Genomic DNA, 19,912 nt, shown 5'->3' on the forward strand with positions numbered 1-19,912 from the left:
CTCCGTGGGGTTTGACGGAACAACGGCATAGCCGATCCGGCCTGCATAGGATCTACTACGACAGCATCGGCACATCCTATAGCATCGGCAACTTCATCCGCCGCCAGATCAACCAGAACAACGATGCCAAGCGCACCTTCAGCCGCGTGACCTGGCGGGCGGGGGTCGATTACGACACGTCGCTCGGCCTGATCTTCGCGTCGGTCTCCACCGGTTACAAGGCTGGTGGCTTCAACGATGGCTGCGAGATCGGCAAGGGTGCCAACTGCGCATTGCCCGCAGAAGCGCTTTACTATGATCCCGAAACCCTCACCGCCTATGAAGCAGGCTTCAAGTTCCGCTTCAGCCCGGCATTCCGCCTCAACGGCACGATCTTCCACTATGACTATGCAGGCCTGCAGCTTTCGCAGCTGTCCGACATTTGCGGTGGGCCTTGCCAGGTTACGACCAACGCTGCGAAGGCGAAGGTTGATGGCGTGGAGCTTGATGCTCAGATCCAGCCTTCGGATCGCTTGACAGTCAGGCTGGCACTGAACTGGCTCGATGCCCGATATGACGAATATGCTCCTGCCTACAATGACACTTCGGTCACGCCGAATGTACGCCGCTCGGTGAATTTCGCCGGTCGTGCGCTGAATCGCAGCCCGAAGTGGAGCTGGGTTGCCGGCGCGAACTATGTCCTGCCGGTCGGCGAAGGGCGCATCGTGTTCGACGCACAGACTGCAGCCCGCAGCCGTTACGAAGTGACCGACCTCGCCAACTTTGCCTACTTCTACCAGCCGGCAGCGACGAAGACCGACGTCTCGGTGACTTACAGAGCGCCGGAGGATCGCTTCTACTTCGCCGCATTTGCCGAAAACCTCGAGAACAACCTCGTGGTAACCGGAGCAAGCACCGGGCTGTTCGGTGCTGTCACTTTCGCCGATCCGCGCACCTATGGTGTCCGTGCCGGCGTCAAGTTCTGACGGGAGAAACTCCCTCGCCGACTGGCATGAGGGCAAGTCGGCAAACGGGCGGGCGGGGCTATCTGGCCTCGCCCGTTCGCATTCCAGAATCTCAGAACGATAAGTTTCCGGAAGTCCCCGCCTGATGGTTCCCTGTGGATCTTCGGCTCAGCTTTCCACGCGGGGTTCCACCTGAATTAGCGAGACAGCTGTGCGGCGAGGCTGGGTCAGCATGAAGTGCGTGGCAACCGCAATGTCTTCTGCACGAAGCATCTTCTGGGCATTGATGGCCTTGCGCTGATCTTCGTCAGAGTACTCCGGATACTGGAAGTCGGCGCCGGTCAGCCCCGGTTCGATCAGGCCGACCTTGATGTCCTTGGGTGCCATTTCTTCCCGGAATGCGGCGGCAAAGCCCTGGACGCCGGACTTTGCCGCGACATAGACCGAGCTGCCCTTGCCGCGAGAGACTGCCGACATCGACCCGATCAACACGATGTCGCCACCGTTCCCCATCCGCCGCGCCGCTTCCCGCGATGCAACCACATAGGCGACCAGATCGGTTTCCAACTGATAGCGCAGTTCCCCTTCGTTGACGTCCATCGGGGTCTGCGCGGGAACTGCAGCGTTGATGATTGCAACATCGATCGCACCGCCCAATGCTGCGTCGGCAGCACTCCAGAACCGGCGCATGTCCTCAGGCCGTGCCAGATCGACCGCAACGCCATCGCCCTTCCCGACGTTGTTGATCCGCTCGAGCGCATCGGCAAGATGCTGCTCGTCACGGCCGCAGATAAATACGGATGCTCCTTCGCTGGCCAGAAGCACGGCGATCGCGCGGCCAATTCCCGTTGTACCACCGGTAACGACCACCCGCTTGCCATCAAGGCTCGGTTGCTCGGTGTGGGCGTCGTCGAGATCGAGGGCAATTTGGCCAGACATGAAATTCTCCGCGTCAGCAGCTCCGACAGAATGCCGGGCGCTCGCAAGAGAACTGCATGAGATGGTCAGCGGTTTCCCGGATCAACCGGCTTCAGCCAGCATCCGTCGCATCAGGAGGATGGCCACGCTTGCAACAGCTGGCAATACTCGTCGAAACGGAGGGGTTTCGAGATGACGAAACCCTGCAGCGTATTGCAGTCGTTCTCTGCCAGCCAGCGCCGCTGTGACTCCAATTCGACACCTTCGGCCACCGTTTCCAACCCCAGCATCTTGGCCAGACCGATGATGCCCAGCACGATCTTCTGGTCGGGGCCAGACTCCGCCACGCGCTGCACGAAGCTGCGGTCGATCTTGATGGTGTCCACGGTGCAGGCCTGCAAGTGGGCGAGCGAGGAGTAACCAGTGCCGAAATCGTCCAGAGCAACGGCGATGCCGCGGGCATGCAGAGCCTTCACGATGGAATCGGCCTGTCGCGTATCGGTAATGACCGACGTTTCGGTCACTTCGACCTCAAGCAAATGCTCGCTCGCACCATAATCGGCAAAGATCCGCGAAATCCTGGCGGGCAGATCGGGGGTGAATTCGGATGCACCAATATTGACCGCCAGGCGAGGGGGGAGGCCCTTCTTCACCAGAGCCAGTTGCGCGACCGCTGCTTCGCGCAGGACCCAGTCGGTCAGATGCGAAAGCAGACCCGCGCGTTCGACCACGGGTATGAATGTTGCCGGAGAGAGATGCCCGAGCAACGGGCTTTCCCAGCGGACCAGCACTTCGGCCGACAAGGGACGTCCGCTCTCCGCGCAGACCTTGGGCTGATAGCAGACGTGCAGCTGGCCCTGTTGCAACGCCGTTATCAGCTCGGCACGGATCGAACTGGCCAGACGCATGTCGGACATGGCCGCCCCTTCGAGCTGGAGCAGTCGCCCACCACCCTCGCGCCGCAGAAGTCGCGCGGCTTCCATCAGACGTTCAAGCAGGGGTTCCCCGCACTTTGCCATGCCGATCTCGGCTGTCACCGCCGAAAGGGAAAGACGCGACCGCACCCAGGTCAAAGGCTTGCTGTCGCGAACCTTGAGTTCGACCAGCGGCTGCAAGGCTTGCTCCAGAACAGCGAGGCTGTTGCCGATCACCGCCCAGGCATGGCCGTGCACTTTGAACACTTCAAGACCGGCCCGCCTCGCCATCCTGTCGATCAAGGTCTGGATCCGGCCTTCGCCTTGTCCTTCGAACCTGCTTGCCAACTCGGGCTGGCTGTCGATCTTCACCACTGCCACCGCTTCGCCCGGTCTGGCGCGGGAAAGTCGGGCCAGGAAAGTCGCACGTCCGTCCGGGTCCGGTTCCTCCCGGGCTGCGGCATGGCGCTGGGCGGCATTCTGCAGGTGGCTTTCGACCGTGGCGATCAACAGGTCATAATCGACTGGCTTGACCAAATAGTCATCTGCCCCTGCACGCCGACCCGAAATCATTGTCGTGCGATCATTGAACGCGGTCAGAAACACGAACGGCACGAGCGACTGCGCATTGCGGCGCGCCCTCAGGGTTTCAAGAAGCTCGATGCCGTTCATCCCAGGCATCTGCACGTCGCAAAGCACGAGATCGGGCAATGCTTCGTCCATCCGGGCAAGCGCGGCCTCGGCGTTCTCCGCCTTGTCGATCTGGAATCCGTGGTCGGCCAGTTCCTCTGCAATGTCGCGCAGGATCTCTGGCTCGTCCTCGACACAGAGAACACGGAAGTCCTTGGGTGAGAATGCACTCATCACGCCGCCTCCCAGAACTCGGTCGTCGTGACCGTCGCCAGTGGCAGACTGGAACTCACCACTGTCCCCTGTCCAGGCGTCGACTGGATGTCGAGCAGCCCGCCGTTGGCGTCAATCAGGCTGTTGGCAAGATAGAGGCCCGTGCCGGCGCCGGGAACGGCCGTGCTGTTCGACCCGCGATAAAAGCGCTCGCGCACCAGGGGGAGCTCCTCAGCCGGGATGCCGGGGCCCTGGTCATGCACCGATATGATGCAACGCCCTTCTTCGATCTGCGTTTCGATCCACACCTTGCCGTCTCTCGGCGAGAATCGGCAGGCGTTTTCGAGGATAGCGACGAGCGCGGAGTGGATCAGCTGGCGATCGACAAACAGGGCCGTGCGCTCGACGTCGTCGTTAATGCGAATTTCAATGGCGCGCTCACTGCCTGCCGAGGCAACCGCTTCGCGCAGAATACTACCCAGAGCAACCGCTGCAGGGCGGCACGTCGTCTGCCCTTCTTCCATGCGTACCAGTTGCAGCGCGCTTTCCATCACGTCACGGATGCGCGAAACGGCGCGGCGGATCATGTCGGACCGTTCCACGACGGTGTCTTCCGTAAGCCGTGACGCCCGCCGCTTCAGGATCTGGCCGCTGCTATCGATCACGGTGAGCGGCGTGCGGAATTCGTGGCTGAGGATGTTGATGAACCGCCTCTGGCCGGTGGTGATGCGGCGTTCGGTATCATACGAACGACGCACTTCGGCTTCCTGGGCCACGATCCGTTGATGCGCTTCGCCAAGCTTCTGGCCCATTTCCACCAAACGGCCTGAAAGGTTGTCGACTTCGCTCACGCCGAACTTTGGCGCGTTCTGGTTGTATTCGCCTGCACCGATCCGGTCCATGAGCTGCTCCACTTCGCGCAAGGGCCGGGCGAGGCGCCGGCTCATCACCCGCGCGCGCCAGACGAGGAAGGCGAAGAACACCACGTAGAAGGCAAGCAGGATCAGCAGCATGATCACGCCGACAGTGACCAGTTGATCGTGCAGCGAATTGGCGTCAGCCAGGATCTGCGAAGCGGGCGCCAGCACCACCAGCGTCCAGCCAGGGCCTGCAACCCTGGCATTCGTGGCCAGCATGTCGCGGCCGCCCAGCATGACGTGGCTTATCCTGGAGGAGCCACTGCCGACGGCCTGTGCAAGTGCCTTCAGCTCGGGTCGGCGGGTGATGTTGAACTGGTCGGGCTTGAACGTATCGGACCGTATCGCATCAGCATATTTGTGGTCCTTGAGTTCGGTCAGCCCAAGATCCTTTTCGCCTGCCGGGGGCAGGGCGAGTATGGTTCCGTCCCGCCCCACCAGCATCGCGTAGCCCTGCCAGGGCAGGTTGAGCGAGAGGATGCGGCTGACCACGGTATCCAGCGTCATGTCGATCCCCACGACGCCCTCCAGCCGCTTCTCGCTGTATACCGGCGCAATCGACGAGACCATCCAGCCCGAACCTGCCGGATCGACATAGGCATCGGTCCAGACCACCTTGCGTTTCGGGTTATGCTGCGCATCCGCTTCGTAGTAGAAGTTGTACGTGGGGATGTTCATTTTCGGCGCGTACTGGCTCAGCACGTCGAAGTACGGGTAGATGCGATTGTAGCTGTCCCAGGTATTGAGATAGACCTGCCGCACCAGCGGCGATGCAGCCTTGATGTGGCGCATGGTGTGATCGAGCCGGGTGGAGCGCCAGACCTTTTCGATCTCGTCCGCGCCGACGGGGTGATAGCCGCTGTAGAATGCGGCAGCATCGTCGGGGCGCCCTCGTATTGTGTGGAATACCCTGTCCGAACCGATGTGATACCGTGCCTTTTCCTCTGGGGGCGGATCGTAGGGCGTAGCCAGCGCTTCGCCAGCTTCCGCGCCAAGAAGGCGCGTCATGCCTTCGACACCACCGAGAGTGGCGGTGATGTTTGCCGATTCACGCGCGGCAATGTCCGTCAGGTACTTCTCCGAGACCGCCGTTACCGTCGCGACATTCTGCTGATACGTGAAGTTCCCCGTCGCCCAGTAGCTCAAAAGAAAGCCCAGTTCGATCAGGCACAGCGGTATGACGGCGGTACGCAGATAGGACGCGCCAAGCCATCGGGCCAGCGTGGTTTGCCTGCCTTGACCTTTTCGTGCGAGTCCTGCGAACACCCGTTGTTCCTTGCTGACCTGCCGGATACCCTTGGAAATACTAAATTTAGATTGTCGGCTCTAAGCAGAATCCCATATGCGCGCGCACAGACACAGGCCGGAAGGGCACAACTCTGCGCAGGCGGCGGACCTGCCGCCGGGCCACGGCGATGCGCTGCGCCTGCTCGCGCTGGTCGACCGTGCGGTGTGGATCTACGATTTCGATCATGTGCGCATGGTCTGGGCCAATCCCGCCGGCTTGCGCTTCTGGCGGGCTGAAAGCCTCAAGGCGCTCTGTGCGCGGGACCTGAACCCCACTGCCGTGGGTACGGCCGAGCGGCTGGAGAACCTGCGCCATGCGCTGGCGAGGGGCGAAGTGCGCAGCGAGCGGTGGACCTTCTATCCGCAGGGCCAGCCCTTCCAGCGTGACTGCCGCCTGCATGGCGTGGCGCTCGAGGACGGGCGCATGGCGCTGCTGGTCGATGCTGCCGATGCGCCGATGCAGGTGGCGGACAGCTCGTTCGAGACGCGTGCGATCGAGGCGGTGCGGCAATCGGCGCTGATGATCTCGCTGCTGAGCGAGGGCGGGCAGTGGCTGATGCACAACCCTGCGGCCGAAGCGCTGATCAACCGGCTGCACGGCACCAACCTGCCGGGACTGGACAACTTCGCGACACTGTTCGCCCATCCCGACGAGGCGATTGCCCTGCGTGCGCGGGCGCTCGAAAGCGGCAGTGCGGAAGCGACCCTGCGCATGGCCGGATCGGCCTTCCGCATGCACGAGGTCACGCTCCGCCGCCTGACCGATCCGGTGACAGGCAGGCTTTCGCTCATGGTCAGCCAGGCCGACGTGACCCGGGCCTACCGGGCTGAGCGCCGCCTGCACAAGGCGCTGGCGCGCGAACGCACGATTGCCGAGACGCAGCGCCAGTTCCTGTCGGTGACCAGCCACGATTTCCGCACGCCGCTGAGCGTGATCGACGGTTCGGCCCGTCGCATCGCCCGTCTGGCGGAACCCGGCAGCGTGATCGCCGAACGCGCCGAGACGATCCGCGACACCGCGCGCCGCATGACCGAGGCGGTGGATCGTACCTTGGGCTGGGCCTCGATCGAGGACGGCCGCGTCGATTTCCAGCCCGAGCGGGCGAACATCAGACCGATGGTGGAACGCGCGCTTATCGCCCAGCGCTCGGTACATCCGCATCGCCCGTTCGTAGCCGAACTGGACGATGTGCCCGACCTGATGCTCGACCAGGTTCTGGTGCTGCGCGTGCTCGACAACCTGATCGGCAATGCCATCAAGTATTCGCCTGAGGAACAGCCGGTCCGCGTGCGCTGCTTTGCCCGCAACGGCGAGGTGATGGTCTCGGTGACGGACGAGGGGATCGGAATTCCCTCCGATGAGCTATCAAAGCTCTTCAACCGCTTCTTCCGCTCGAGCAACGCCCGCCGCTTCAAGGGCAGCGGCGTTGGTCTGCACGCGGCGCGGTTCTACATGGAACTCCACGGTGGCCGAATCTCGGTAAAGACCACCGAAGGCAAGGGCTCGACGTTTACGCTGGCGTTTCCGGTGCCGGCCAAAGGTTAGGCAGTAGCCGCACCGCCACTTCTTCTGTCGGCCCCGCGCTAGTCCCCCAACACGATCAGAACGCTCGCTTCACGCTCGCGCCCCAAGTCCTCGGAGTACCGACATGGTTGTAGTCGAAGCCGAAGCCAGAGAGGTCTATGCGCGAAGTGAAGTAGATCTTGTCGGTGAGGTTGCGGCCCCACAGTGACACGGTCCAGTCGCCACGAACGTAGTCGATCCCGGCGCCGAGCAGGGCGTAGCCGCCCTGGCGCAGGCGGGGGATGTTGACGATCTCGAAGTATTGCGAGGACACATAAGACGCATCGGCGCGGAGGGTGAGGCGGGCGTTGCCGGCTTCCCAAGCGGTCCAGTCGATCGCGGCATTGGCGGTGAGGGCAGGGGCGTTGGACAGGCGGTGGCCGCGCACGTCGAGGCCGCTGATTACCCCGCGCGTCGCCCGTGCATGGAGCAGGCCGAGCCCGGCGTTGAGGGAAACGTTAGGCAGGGGCCGCGCGTCGAGTTCAAGTTCCGCGCCATAGATGCGCGAGCGATCGAGGTTGACCAGCGTCTGCGTCGCGTCGACCGGGTTGACCGAAAGGAACTGCTGGTTGCGGTAATCGTACCAGAAGCCGGTGAGCGATACCGAGACCATGCCGCCCAGCCGCGCCTTGGCTCCGGCTTCGAAGGCGTCGAGAATTTCGGGCTTGGCGACGCCCGCTTCGGACGGATCGAAGAAGGCTTGGGCGTTGAACCCGCTGGCGCGGTAGCCGCGGCTGTAGCTGGCGAAGAGCAGCGTGCCATCGTCGAGCTTGTGATCGAGCGCGAGCTTGCCGGAGAGGTTGTTGCCGGAAAAGCGGCGGTCGAGCGGTGCGATCGGCGTGGCGACGAGGACACCGTCAACGCCCCGGATTTCCGAGGTCAGCCCGGCCTGCAGGCCTGTGTCATGTGTGAAGCGCAGGCCCCCGCGTAGGGTGGTGCCGCCGCCGAGCTTCAACCGGGCGTCGCCGAACAGGGCCCAGCTGCGCTTGTCCTGATCGAAGCGATTGGAGATGACGCAAGCGAACAGGCTGGCATTGGCGGTGCAGTCGTCCACATCGACGCGGCCGTTGCCGTCGACGTCAAGATCGGTCCAGAAGTTGAGGTCGGTCGCGTTGAACAGATCCTCGCGGTGGTGATGGGCGCCAACGATGACGCTCAGCGGGCCATCGCCCTCCCATGCGAGGCGCAGTTCCTGTCCGAACTGGGTGCCGCGATCGGTGTAGGGGATTTCGAGCACTTGGCGCGGGCTGCCGTCGGTGTCCTCGGGGACATAGAGGCTGCCCTTGTCCCAGCCGGTGACGGAGATCAGGGTGATGGAATCGCTGAGCTTGAAGGTGCCGGTGAGGGCGGCCGACCAGGTGCGGGCGAGACGGCGGGCGGTGAAGTTCGCCTCAAGCTCGCGAATTCCCAGTCCTTCGCGGAAGTAGCTGCTGCCCTGGCCGTAGGCCTCGTAAGCGCCGTTGCCGACGCCATCGGGGCGCGGCCTGGAATAGTTGCCGTAGTTCTGTGGGCGCTGCAGGCTGGTCGAGAGGCGCAGTATCAGCTCGGCGCTGTCGGACGGTTGCCACAGCAGCGAACCGCGAATGCCGTATTCGCGGGTGGAGGACAGGTCCGGCTGTCCGGCAAGCCGGTTGCGGAACCAGCCATCGGCGCTGGCGGCGGTAAAGGCCACGCGAGCAGCAAGGGTCGGGCCGAGAACCATGTTCAGCGCGCCCTGCGCCTCGAGGCGATTGTAGTTGCCCGCGCCCAGCCTGAGGTAGCCTTCGCTGGCGAAGACCGGGCGGGCCGAAACGTAGTTGATCGCGCCGCCGGTGGTGTTCTTGCCATAGAGCGTGCCCTGCGGCCCGCGCAGCACCTCGACGCGTGAGAGATCGTAGAGGGCCAGACCGAGGAACGCGAAGTTGCCTTTGTAGACCTCGTCATAATAGGCGGCGACGGGTCCGGCCTGGTTGAGGCTGAAGTCCGACATCGATACGCCCCGCAGCGCAAAGATCGGGGTGTTCTCGCCTACCGTCGCGCTGAAGCGCAGGTTGGGGATGCGGGCGGCGAGGTCGTCAGCTTGGGCGAAGCGCGCGGCTTCCAGGTTCTCGCCGCCGAGCACGGAGAGCGAGATCGGCACGTCGCTCGCCTTTTCCGACCGCTTCTGCGCGGTGACGACGATCTCGTCCTGCGATTCGGCTTCGGCGGGCACATCGGCGGCTGGCGCGGGGAGGATAGCAAGGCCGGCAGAAAGGCCAGCGGCGAGGACGGACATTCGCAAGCTCCGGGGAAGGGTGCCCCGAACTAGACCGCGTGTGGTTTATACCTTTGGAGGAACGCCATCAGCAATTCTGCTTAGAGTCCAAGTTGCTCGCGGTCGGCCAGCGCGGCGACGAGTTCCGCCTGCGAGGCGGCGTGGCGGTAATTGGCGTCGATCTCGCGGATCGTGGCATCGGCCAGCGCTTCCTCGCGAAGGTTGACGACGAGGAAGTCGCTGGCGCCCAGCGAGAAGCGGCGGCGCTCGGCCTCGGCCATCTTGCGGGCGAGGGCGGCTTCGGCGGTGGCGAGCCCGGCCAGCTTTTCGGCGCCGGTCACCTGCGTGCGCAAGTTGGCGATCTCGACGCCGATCTGGTCTTCAAGCAGGCGCAGGCGCAGCGACAGTGCATCTTGCTCTGCCGCCACTTCGGCAATGCGTCCCTTGGCGGCGCGCTGTTCGAGCGGGACCGAGAAGCGCAGGCCAAAAATGCCCTCGGTCGGACGGCGCACCGGCGATCCGTCCCCGAAGTCCTTCGATGCTTCCACGCGGACGTCGAGCCGAGGCTTGAGTTCGTTCTCGGCGAGGCGGGCGCGGATGCCGGTCTGCTCGATCCGGGTGAGCAGCGCCTGGAGATCGGGCCGGGCGGCGATGGCGCTGCTCTGGTCGACAAGGCGGGGAGTGACGTTGTCAACCTGGCGCGGGGGCAGGCGATCCGGCGAGGGGACCACCGGCTGGCCAAGGCCGTCGCGCAGGAACAGCGAGAGCGCGTTGGCCTGCAGTTGCAGGTCCTGTTCGGCGCGGACGAGCAGGGCCTGGCGGCGCACGATGTTTTGCTGGTTCTCGGTGCCGAGGATCGAAGGCCGCGCGCCGAGGACGATCTGGCGCTCGATCGAGCTCTGCCGTTCGCGCGCGAGCTCGAAGATCTCGCGGTAGATCTTCACCCGCAGGCCCGCCGCGACCCACAGCTGGTATGCCTCGATTGCGCGGCGCTGCACGCCGATGGCGACAAGATCGCGATCGAGTTCGGCCAGTTCGATATCGAAGCCGGCCAGTTCGCGCCGGCCGCGCCGTTCGTCGATCACCCGGTCGCGCAGCAGCGAGAACAGCACGCCGGCCTTGATCTCGCCGAGTTCGTTGGTGATGGACTTGCCTTCGTACGAGGCGAAATCGCCGATCGACTTGCGATAGCCGCCATAGACCTGGCCGCCGTTGTTCTGCAGCGGTCGGTATGCCGAAACCTCGGCGGTGGATCCGTTGTAGTAGCCCAGGGGGCGGGCCGTCGCCTCGGCATTGAAGACGAGGTCGAACTGGCCCTCGGCAGTTAGCAGGCGGGCATCGGCCTGGCGCTGGCGGGCCATCGCCTCGAGGATTTGCGGCGCGTGGGTTGCCGAGGATTGCAGCACCTCGCGCAGGGTCAGCTCCTGCGCTCGCGCCGCGCCGCCCAAGGCGAGCAGGGCGAGCAGGGCGACGAGGAAACGGGCGATCACTTCGCGTCCTCTTCCTCGCCGTAACTGCCGCTGCCGTAGGCTCCGCCCTTGGCGTCGTTCTTGCCCTTGGTCTCCTCCTTGTCGGACAGGGCCTTGAGCCCATTGCCCTTGCGCGGCCCGGCATCGACCGGGGTGGGGAATTCCAGAGGGAAGTCATTGAGCTGGCGCCACAGTTCGTAGGCGATCGTCACCGTTTCCATCTGGACCCAGCCGCGCACCTTGGAGCCGAGGCGGACGTAGTTGTCGTTCGGCCAGGCGGGCTTGCCGGGCATCGGTTCCACCAGCACGCGGAACAGGCCGTTGGGCTGGGCCGAAGGGTCGATCGTCAGCACGCGGCCATCGAACATGCCCTGCGCCACCGAGGGCCAGCCGCTGAACTGGATGGCTGGCCAGCCTTCGAAGTTCAGCCGCACCGCCTGCCCCTTGCGCACCAGCGCGGCATCGCGGCCATCGACCAGCAACTCGACAACGCGCTGCTGCCGCTCTGGCGCGATCGTGGCGAGGAGATCGCCGGCGCTGATCAGCGTGGCCCCGGCGGCGGTGTTGAGCGAGAGGATGCGACCGTCGCGGGGGGCGCGGACCAGCTGCGCCGACTGGCGGTTGAGCGCGATGTCGACCTTGCTCAGCTTGGCACGGGCCTCGGCCAGCTTGGCGTTGAGTTCGGCCACCTTGATTTGCGTGGCCTCGTAGTCGCGCCGGGCGGCAAGCCCTTCGGCGTAGAGTTGCGAGGAGCGGTTCACGTCGAGCCGGGCAGTGGCCATCGCCTGCTGGGCGGCTTCAATCTGCGCCACCACCTGCTCGCGCTCTGCCGCGAGGCGGGTGAGCAGGTCGGGATCATTGTCGATGATCCGGGCGATCGGATCGCCCTGCTTGACCAGCTGGCCATCGACGACGAACCACTTCTCGACGCGGCCGGGCACGAGCGCGGTTACCTGCTGCACGCGGTCTTCGGGGTTGAGCGCGATGACATCGCCGCGGCCGGGAGCTGTCTGCACCCATTTGACTGCGAACAGCAGCACCAGCAGCAGCGGGATAGCGATGGCGATCATGCGGCCGAGCGTGCGGGTGGTGCGCGGCACCTTCAGGCTCGACAGCGTGGCGAAGCCGGAAAGGTCGTGCCCGTGGGTAGAGGTCTTGGCGGCCATGGCTCAGCCCTCCCCTCCTGCGCCAAGGGCCGTGTGCGCAAAATGCATCACGTCGTCCACGGTCAGGCCCTCGGCCTGCCTGTCAGGGCCAAGCCACAGCCAGGAGTCACGCTTGAGACCCTCGGGACGATTGGTGAACTGCAGGATCGTGGTGCCGTGGGGCCGCAGCGCGGCAAGCGCGCGTTCCAGGCGGGCTGGCGGGAGCATGTCGTAGAGTGGTGAGAGCATCAGCACGCGCGGCCGCGCGACGAGAGCGCCTGCCAGCTTGAGCGCCATCGTCTCGCCCACCGTCAGCGGATAGCCCGAGCTGGAAAGCAGAGCGTCGAGACCGCCCGGCAGCGAGCCGACACGCCTAGCAAGCCCGACAATCTCGAGCGCATCGATCTGCGCCTCGGGACGGGTCGGGTCTCCCAGGCCGAGGTATTCGCGCACCGACATCTCGACGATGGTCGGCCGGTCAAGCACGATCACGTCCGAGCGCAGGCGATACATGTCGAGCGTGGCGAGGTCAGCCCCGCCGACCGCGACGATGCCCGAACGCGGCACTTCCAGCCGCTTGAGCAAGGTGGCGAGCGTTCGCTCCACTCCGGGCGCGGCCAGCACGCCGACTTGCGCGCCGCTCGGCACCGAGAAATCGAGCAAGTGATCGCCGTGGTGGACCTGGCGCAGGCGGATCGCGCCATCGGGCGGGCAGGCGGCGTTGTCCTTGGGTGATGCTTCCTGCGGCACTTCCCAGAACAGGTGCAGTTCCTCCAGGCTCGCCGAAAGCTCGTAGAGCACTTCAAGGTAAGTGCCGAGCTGGGCGATGCCGTAGAACACGCCGGAGAGAATCAGCTCTGCCGCGACCAGCTGGCCGATCGACAGCTCACCCTGCAGGATCAGCCATCCGCCCATCGCCAGCAGGCCGGCGCTGGACAGGGCATAGAGCAGGAGCAAGGCAATCGTCTGGCCGAAGGTGTAGCGGAAATGGTGGCGATGCGCCGCGACATAACCCGCCGTCATCTCTTCCGAGCGCCGGATGGCATAGGCCATGTGCCGGCTGGACTTGTAGACGCCGTTCGACCCGCCGACCGTGCCAAGCCAGTGCGCAGTGGCGTGCTTGGCATGGCTCTTCGCGACGGCACTGGCGATCGAGGAATTGGCCCAGATCCGCCAGATCACCAGCACGATCAGCACCAGCACCACGTTGAAGGCAAGGAGGAACGGGTGATAGAAGCTCGTCACCACAAGTCCGACGAAGCTTTGCAGAACGATGGTGAAGCCGCCGATCAGCAGGCTGGTCAGCGATTTCTGGACGATGCCCATGTCGAAGAAGCGGTTGAACAGGTCCCCGCGGCGGGAATCGACGAAGAACGGGTTCTGCGCATGAACCGCGCGCAGCGTGATCTCGGCGACAAGGCGGGCGAAGAAGCGGCGCTCGAACTTGGCAAGGAGATGGACGCGGAATGCGCTGAGTACGCCCCAGATCAGCAGCAGGACGAACAGGATCGCGGCCAGCGTGAGCAGTGGTGCCGGCATGGCGGTGTTGGCGACCGAGTTGATCAGCAACTGCACCGAGATCGGCGTCGCCAGCGAGAGCAGCGAGATCGCCGCGCCGAACAGCAATGCGAGACGGAAGAACGCCGTATCCGGCCCCAGCACCGGTCCTGCCCAGCGGAAGAAGTCGCGGAAGGTGGGAACAGGGTGGTGCTCCGCGTGTGCGGACGCGTCGGTCTGGGGGGCTGCCATCGTGTCTCGAGAATCCGTTCTTCGCAGTTGCAGCACAAATGGGGATGGTTCGGTGACTTTGTGCCAACGTTGTGTGAACTTTTTTTGCTGTCCTGCAAGGTGTGCTCGGGGGCAGACGAGGAGCGTTCGAGCGGATAAAGCGCCGGTGCGAACGGTGAATCGGGAACGGAACCCACGGCTTCCGGTTCGCCTCGGTGGGTGTGGCGCGACCTAGCGAGGGCGTGCCGCACGCGCTCATGCACCGTTGGCGCGGCTGTCTCGTGCGAAGCGGTGAAACTGGAAAGTGATGGCGAATGAACGACTTGGGCGTTGAAGCAGGCGTGACCGTGGCCGAACTGATGGCGTCGAGCGGGGTCCCGTTCGGTACCAGCGGCGTGCGCGGGCTGGCCTCCAGCATGACCGACAAGCTGTGCCATGCCTATGCCACTGCCTTTCTCCAGTATCTGCGCCAGATCGGAGAGTTCTCCACTGGAGATCGCGTTGCCTTGGCCGGTGACCTCCGGACCAGCACGCCACGCATCCTGGCCGCCTGTGCCACCGCGGTGCGTGATTGCGGCGGGGAGGTGGTGTTCTGCGGGCTGACGCCGACGCCGGCGCTGGCGTTCCATGCGATGGGGAACAACGCTGGCGTGGGCATGCCTTCGATCATGGTCACGGGCAGTCACATTCCGGCCGACCGCAATGGCATCAAGTTCTATCGTCCGCACGGTGAAGTGCTGAAGAGCGACGAGGCCGGCATCGTCGGGCAGCGGGTCAAGATCGATCCCTCGCGCTTCGGCAACGATGACAGCCTGTTGGCGCCGGTGCCCCTGCCCGAGGTGACGCCGGTCGAGGACGAATACATCGCGCGCTATGTCCGTCATTTCGGGGCAGATGCGCTTACCGGACTGACCATCGGCGTCTATCAGCACACTGCGGTGGGGCGCGATGTGCTGGTCAGGGCGGTCGAGGCGCTGGGCGCCACTGCCGTGCCGTTCGGGCGCGAGACGGTGTTCGTGCCGGTCGATACGGAAGCGATCCGCGAGGAAGACATTGCACTGGCTGCGAGCTGGGCGGCCGAGAACAAGGTCGATGCGATCATTTCCACCGATGGCGATTCCGACCGTCCGCTGGTGGCCGATGCCAACGGGACGTGGCTGCGCGGTGACATCGTCGGCCTGCTGTGCGCGCGGGCGGTGGCAGCGGACGTGGTGGTGACGCCGGTCAGCTCAAACACCGTGCTGGAATTGAGCGGCGCGGCGCCAAAGGTGGTGCGCACGCGCATCGGCTCGCCCTACGTGATCCGCGCGATGATGGACGCGGCCGACGCGGACACGAGCGCGCGGGTTTGCGGTTACGAGGCCAATGGCGGGTTCCTGCTCGGCAGCGCGGTCGACGATCTGGCGCCACTGCTAACGCGCGATGCCCTGCTACCGATCATCGCGGTGGTGATGAATGCCAGGGAACGCCCTCTGGCCGAAGTCGTCGCCGAACTGCCGCCGCGCTTCACCTTCTCCGATCGCGTCGCCGATTTCCCGCAGGAAAACAGCGCCGCGCTGATTGCCTTCCTCAGCCACGGCGAAGAAGACGAGCAGCTTGCCCGCATCGCCCGCCTGTTCGGCGAGATTGCCGGCTTCCCCACCGGCATCGACACGACCGATGGCTATCGCATGAGTTTTGCTGATGGTGCGATCATCCATTTCCGTCCTTCCGGCAATGCGCCGGAATTGCGCTGCTACAGCGAGGCGGAGACCGAGGAGAAGGCGCGCGACCTGAATGCCCGGGCACTGGCCCACGTGCTGGCAGACGTCGTGCCCGAAGCGGTTGCATTTGGCGCATCCCATCGCTAATATTGTATGCAACACATACAAATTATCGGTTGAGGAACAGGCAATGGCCCAGATTATCGATGGCAAGGCGCTGGCCGCGCAGGTGCTGGCGCGCACCGCCGCAGAAGTGGCTGGAATCGTCGCAGCGGGCGGCGATGCGCCCGGCCTTGCCGTGATCCTTGTCGGCAACGATCCGGCGAGCGAGGTCTATGTCGGTCGCAAGATTGCCCAGTGCCGCAAGGCCGGCATCCGCTCGATCGAGCATCGCCTGCCTGCGGACACCGCGCAGGACGTGGTGTTGGCCCTGATCGACGAGCTGAATGCTGACCCCAAGGTCCATGGCATCCTTGTCCAGTTGCCTCTGCCCAAGCACATCGACGCAGCTCTGGTGCTTGATCGCATCGATCCCGGCAAGGATGTCGACGGCTTTCACCCCGTCAACGTCGGCCGCCTTTCCACCGGTACGGGCGGCCTCGTTCCTTGCACTCCGCTGGGGGTCATGCTCCTGCTGGATAGCGTGATCGACGACTATCGCGGCCTGAACGTCGTGGTGATCGGCAAGTCCAATATCGTAGGCAAACCTGTCTCCATGCTCCTTCTCGAACGCGAAGCAACGGTCACGGTAACGCACATCGAGACGAAGGACCTGCCCGACGTGGCGCGCAAGGCCGATATCATCGTCGCCGCGGCCGGTGCGCCGCATCTGGTGCGCGGCTATTGGGTGAAGCCCGGCGCGGTGGTGATCGACGTCGGCATCACCCGCGTCGTCGATCATGATGGCAACACGAAAATCGTCGGCGATTGTGCGACGCATGAACTCGATCACGCCAAGGCGGTCACTCCGGTGCCGGGCGGGGTCGGTCCGATGACCATCGCTTGCCTGCTCAGCAATACGGTCCTCGCTGCCAAGCGCGCTGCAGTTGCATAAAACGCAAATTTAGAGGCGTTATTCTCATTTGCTTGAATCCGGAGGAACTCGCATAGCGAACAGGCCTTTCAGGCATCCTCTCCCAAACTTCAAAAGGGGCTGGCGCAAGTCGGCCCCATTTTTTTGTTCAGCGGTGACAGGATCAGCGAGGCGGAGCTGGCTTTGCCGGACGCACCAGCATGAGCAGGGGAATGGCCACAACACAGGCGATCGCCATTGCGTAAAAGTCGTTGATGTAGGCAATCATCGCGGCCTGCTGGTTTACCATCCCGTCCATCACGCGCAACATTGTCTCGCCCATGCCGCCATAGGCCGTCACCCGGTCCAGATCGAACGGCACCAGGGTGCGCGTGACATGCGCGCCGATCTCGGCGTGATTGACCTGGATGTTGCGGGCAAGCTCCACCGAAGCGGCCGAAATGCCGATGGAAGAACCAAGGTTGCGCATCAGGTTGCCAAGGCTCGAGGCATCGGTGCGCAAGTGCGGCGGCAGCGTGGCGAAGGAGATCAGGTTCATCGGCATGAACGTGAACGACAGGCCCAGCCCCTGCAGCAGCCCGGCGAAGATGATCGGGCCGCGCGGCATCTCCAGCGACCAGCCGGTCATCAGCCACATCGAGCCGCCCATCAGCAGCAGGCCCAGCGCCAGCAAGGCGCGCGCATCGACCTTGGTCATGAACCGCCCGAACAGGGTGATCGAGGCCAGCATGCCGATGCCGCGCGGGGCCAGCAGCATGCCTGATTGCAGCGGAGTGTAGCCGTAGATTTGCTGAAGCAACCCCGGCAGCAGCGCCATGACCGACATCATCACCAGGCCGATCAGGAACATGAAGGCCAGGCCCACGGTGAAGTTGCGATCGTGGAATAGCGCCGTCGGGAACAGCGGCTGCGCCGTGCCGGAAAGATGGAACACGGCAAGCCAGGCTCCGGCCAGGGCCACGACCGCGTAAATCACGATCTCGGCCGAGGCGAACCAGTCGAGCGTCAGGCCCCGGTCTAGGATCAGCTGAAGCGCCGAGACTGTCAGCGCCACCAGCAGCCAGCCAGTGAAGTCCACGCGCCGCTGCCGCGTCGGGGTCTTGGGAAGATAGAGCCACAGCAGGAGGAAGCAGATCAGGCCCACCGGCAGGTTGACGTAGAAAACCCACCGCCAGTTGTAGTTGTCGGTCAGGAAGCCGCCGATGATCGGCCCGGTGATCGGTCCCAGCATGACGCCCTGGGTATAAAGCCCCATCATCCGGGGCCGTTCCGCCGCTGTGCTGGAATCGAGCGTGACTGTCTGGGCCAAGGGAGAGAGGAACGCGCCGCCGAGTCCCTGCAGGATCCGGAAAAACACCATCTGTTCAAGATTCTGCGCCACACCGCAAAGCATCGAGGCCACGGTGAACAGCAACACCGACATCAGCATCATGTTGCGGATGCCGAACTTGTCCACCAGCCAGCCTGCCAGCGGCAGCGCCACGGCCGAGGCCAGCACATAGCTGGTCAGGACCCAAGTGATGGTATCCTGCGTCGCGCTTAGCGAAGCCGTCATGTGTGGCAGGGCGACGTTGGCGATCGTGGTGTCGAGCGTGTACATCACCATCGCCGCCATCGAACCGACCAGCATCAGCGGCCGGTTGCGCGAGACCAGCGGTGGTTGCTCGGCGCTACTTGCCGACATGGACGGTGACGTCGGAACTGAGGCCGGCGATCAGCGGTCGCTCGGACTTGCTGTCGATGGCAATGCGGACCGGCACGCGCTGGATCACCTTGACCCAATTGCCGGTGGCGTTCTGCGCCGGGAGAACAGAGAATTCCGAACCCGTGCCGGCTCCGATGGATTCGACGTGGCCCTTCAGCTTCAGTCCGGGATAGGCGTCTATCTCGATCTCGGCCGGCTGGCCGGGACGCATGTGGTTCAGGTCGGTTTCCTTGAAGTTCGCGTCCACCCGGGCGCTGCCGTCGCGCACGATCGAGACCATCGGCACGCCGGGAAAGACCATCTGGCCGACCTGCAGGCGCGTGACTTGCGTGACCACGCCATCGGCGGGCGCGCGCACGACCGTGCGCTCCATGTCGAGAGTGGCCTTGGCGCGATTGGCCTGCGCGGCGGCGATGGCGGGATTGACGCCCGGCACCTGCGCACCGGTGGCCAGTTCCGAGCGGGCCTGCGCCACTTCGGCGCGGATCGAGACGATGCGGTCGCGAGCCACGGCCACGGCATGCTCTGCCGCGTCCATGCGAGCGCGGGTGTTGAAGCCCTTGTCCATCAGCGCCTTCTCGCGCGAGAAGTTGGCTTGGGCGAGGGCAAGGTCGTCGTTGGCGGCGGCAAGTGCCGCGGCCTTGGCGGCGACGTCGGCGTTCAAGGCGGTAACCTTGGCCTGCGCCGTGGCGATCTGCGCATCGGCCTGGCGGATCGTGGCGTCGAAAGTGGCAGGGTCGATCGTGAACAGGACGTCGCCCGCCTTGACGTGCTGTTCTCGCGCACGTTGACCTTGGTGATCAGGCCGCTGACCTCGCCGGCGACGGCGACGATATCCTGCTTGATATAGGCGTTGTCGGTGGAGACGGTGCCCTGGTTGCCGAACCAGTACCACAGCGCGCCGGCCACGACGACGACGGGCCCGAGCACCATGAGGATCGTGCGGGAGCGCCTCGAACGGGTCTCGCCAACGTGCTCCTTCGCGGCTTGCGCGGCAGGTGCGTTCTGGGGGGGAAAGGGATCAGCCTCGGCCATGGATCAGGTTCGCTTCGGGAGTGGGGTCATCGGAAAGGTTGCTGCGCACACGTTCGAGCAGCGAAAGGAGTTGAGCGTGTTCTTCATCCGTCAGGCCGGAAACCGCATCGCCGATGGCCTGTTGCGCCAGCGGCGTCATCGACCGGATCAGCTCCTCGCCCTTCGCAGTAAGATAGAGGCACCAGCAGCGCCGGTCGGCGGGGTTATCGCGCCGTTCGACCAGCCCCATCTTCTCGAGCCGGTCGATCATGCGTCCGGCCGTGATCGGCTCAACTTCAAGCCAGCCCGCCAGGGCGCCCTGGTTGGTGCCCGGATCGCGCTGGATCGCGGCCAGCATGCGCCACTGCGGTCCGGTCACGCCGAAGTGCTGGGCACTGGCGGCAAAGCGCTTGCGGAACAGGCGCCCGACGTCAGATGACAAGAAGGCCACGTTGACTTTCATGCCGTGGCGATAATAGCAATGCTTACATTCTA

The 19,912-nt window shown here is 64.5% G+C and carries 15 protein-coding genes; 4 read left to right on the top strand and 11 right to left on the bottom strand.

The genetic code is table 11. The features are described 5' to 3' along the window. Positions 1–965, top strand: a 965-nt coding sequence (locus AX703_RS07620) for a TonB-dependent receptor domain-containing protein (RefSeq protein WP_156451963.1), incomplete at its 5' end; no start/stop codon positions are given. A 147-nt stretch (positions 966–1,112) separates the two neighbouring features. Here the strand turns inward: AX703_RS07620 and AX703_RS07625 are convergent. From AX703_RS07625 to AX703_RS07635, 3 genes are all read right to left on the bottom strand, one after another. Then, positions 1,113–1,883, bottom strand: coding sequence for an SDR family oxidoreductase (locus AX703_RS07625; protein WP_062343498.1), 771 nt, complete (start codon positions 1,881–1,883; stop codon positions 1,113–1,115). A gap of 110 nt (positions 1,884–1,993) precedes the next feature. Beyond that, the gene (locus AX703_RS07630; protein ID WP_039334579.1) at positions 1,994–3,640 is read right to left on the bottom strand and encodes an EAL domain-containing response regulator; all 1,647 of its coding nucleotides are present in this window, start codon (positions 3,638–3,640) and stop codon (positions 1,994–1,996) included. Next, the gene (locus AX703_RS07635) at positions 3,640–5,802 is read right to left on the bottom strand and encodes a sensor histidine kinase (RefSeq protein ID WP_062343499.1); all 2,163 of its coding nucleotides are present in this window, start codon (positions 5,800–5,802) and stop codon (positions 3,640–3,642) included. The genes AX703_RS07630 and AX703_RS07635 overlap by 1 nt, the downstream gene beginning before the upstream one ends. 76 nt (positions 5,803–5,878) lie before the next feature. On the opposite strand from AX703_RS07635, the gene AX703_RS07640 reads away from it, so the two are divergent. Further along, on the top strand, positions 5,879–7,369 hold the full coding sequence (locus tag AX703_RS07640; protein ID WP_062343500.1) for an ATP-binding protein: 1,491 nt from the start codon (positions 5,879–5,881) through the stop codon (positions 7,367–7,369). A 55-nt stretch (positions 7,370–7,424) separates the two neighbouring features. Here the strand turns inward: AX703_RS07640 and AX703_RS07645 are convergent, their stop codons facing one another. The 4 genes from AX703_RS07645 to AX703_RS07660 form a co-directional block, all read right to left on the bottom strand. Then, a complete protein-coding gene (locus AX703_RS07645; RefSeq protein ID WP_062343501.1) occupies positions 7,425–9,641 on the bottom strand; it encodes a TonB-dependent receptor in 2,217 nt (738 codons plus the stop codon). A gap of 80 nt (positions 9,642–9,721) precedes the next feature. Further along, positions 9,722–11,110, bottom strand: a complete 1,389-nt coding sequence (locus tag AX703_RS07650; protein ID WP_062343502.1) for a TolC family protein — start codon at positions 11,108–11,110, stop codon at positions 9,722–9,724. Continuing rightward, positions 11,107–12,255: an efflux RND transporter periplasmic adaptor subunit gene (locus tag AX703_RS07655; protein WP_062343503.1), complete on the bottom strand. Its 1,149-nt coding sequence runs from the start codon at positions 12,253–12,255 to the stop codon at positions 11,107–11,109. Before AX703_RS07655 ends, AX703_RS07650 begins: the two co-directional genes overlap by 4 nt. A gap of 3 nt (positions 12,256–12,258) precedes the next feature. Next, on the bottom strand, positions 12,259–13,983 hold the full coding sequence (locus AX703_RS07660; RefSeq protein WP_062343504.1) for an ABC transporter transmembrane domain-containing protein: 1,725 nt from the start codon (positions 13,981–13,983) through the stop codon (positions 12,259–12,261). 293 nt (positions 13,984–14,276) lie between these two features. On the opposite strand from AX703_RS07660, the gene AX703_RS07665 reads away from it, so the two are divergent. Continuing rightward, on the top strand, positions 14,277–15,812 hold the full coding sequence (locus tag AX703_RS07665) for a phosphomannomutase (protein WP_062343505.1): 1,536 nt from the start codon (positions 14,277–14,279) through the stop codon (positions 15,810–15,812). 43 nt (positions 15,813–15,855) lie between these two features. Then, the gene (locus tag AX703_RS07670; RefSeq protein WP_062343506.1) at positions 15,856–16,719 is read left to right on the top strand and encodes a bifunctional 5,10-methylenetetrahydrofolate dehydrogenase/5,10-methenyltetrahydrofolate cyclohydrolase; all 864 of its coding nucleotides are present in this window, start codon (positions 15,856–15,858) and stop codon (positions 16,717–16,719) included. A gap of 142 nt (positions 16,720–16,861) precedes the next feature. On the opposite strand, the gene AX703_RS07675 is transcribed toward AX703_RS07670, so the two are convergent. The 4 genes from AX703_RS07675 to AX703_RS07685 are packed head-to-tail and all read right to left on the bottom strand — an operon-like array spanning position 16,862 to position 19,880. Then, complete coding sequence (locus tag AX703_RS07675; protein WP_062343507.1) at positions 16,862–18,382, bottom strand: DHA2 family efflux MFS transporter permease subunit; 1,521 nt, start codon at positions 18,380–18,382, stop codon at positions 16,862–16,864. Next, positions 18,369–19,154 (bottom strand): HlyD family secretion protein, encoded by a 786-nt coding sequence (locus AX703_RS07680; RefSeq protein WP_369820999.1) that lies wholly within the window; start codon positions 19,152–19,154, stop codon positions 18,369–18,371. The genes AX703_RS07675 and AX703_RS07680 overlap by 14 nt, the downstream gene beginning before the upstream one ends. After that, positions 19,064–19,438 carry a hypothetical protein gene (locus tag AX703_RS28265; protein ID WP_231735444.1) on the bottom strand — a complete coding sequence of 125 codons (375 nt, stop codon included), beginning with the start codon at positions 19,436–19,438 and terminating at the stop codon, positions 19,064–19,066. The genes AX703_RS07680 and AX703_RS28265 overlap by 91 nt, the downstream gene beginning before the upstream one ends. Beyond that, complete coding sequence (locus tag AX703_RS07685; protein WP_062343508.1) at positions 19,425–19,880, bottom strand: MarR family winged helix-turn-helix transcriptional regulator; 456 nt, start codon at positions 19,878–19,880, stop codon at positions 19,425–19,427. The genes AX703_RS28265 and AX703_RS07685 overlap by 14 nt, the downstream gene beginning before the upstream one ends. Positions 19,881–19,912: the final 32 nt, after the last annotated feature.

The organism is Novosphingobium sp. CCH12-A3 (assembly GCF_001556015.1).
GTDB classification, from domain to species: Bacteria; Pseudomonadota; Alphaproteobacteria; order Sphingomonadales; family Sphingomonadaceae; genus Novosphingobium; species Novosphingobium subterraneum.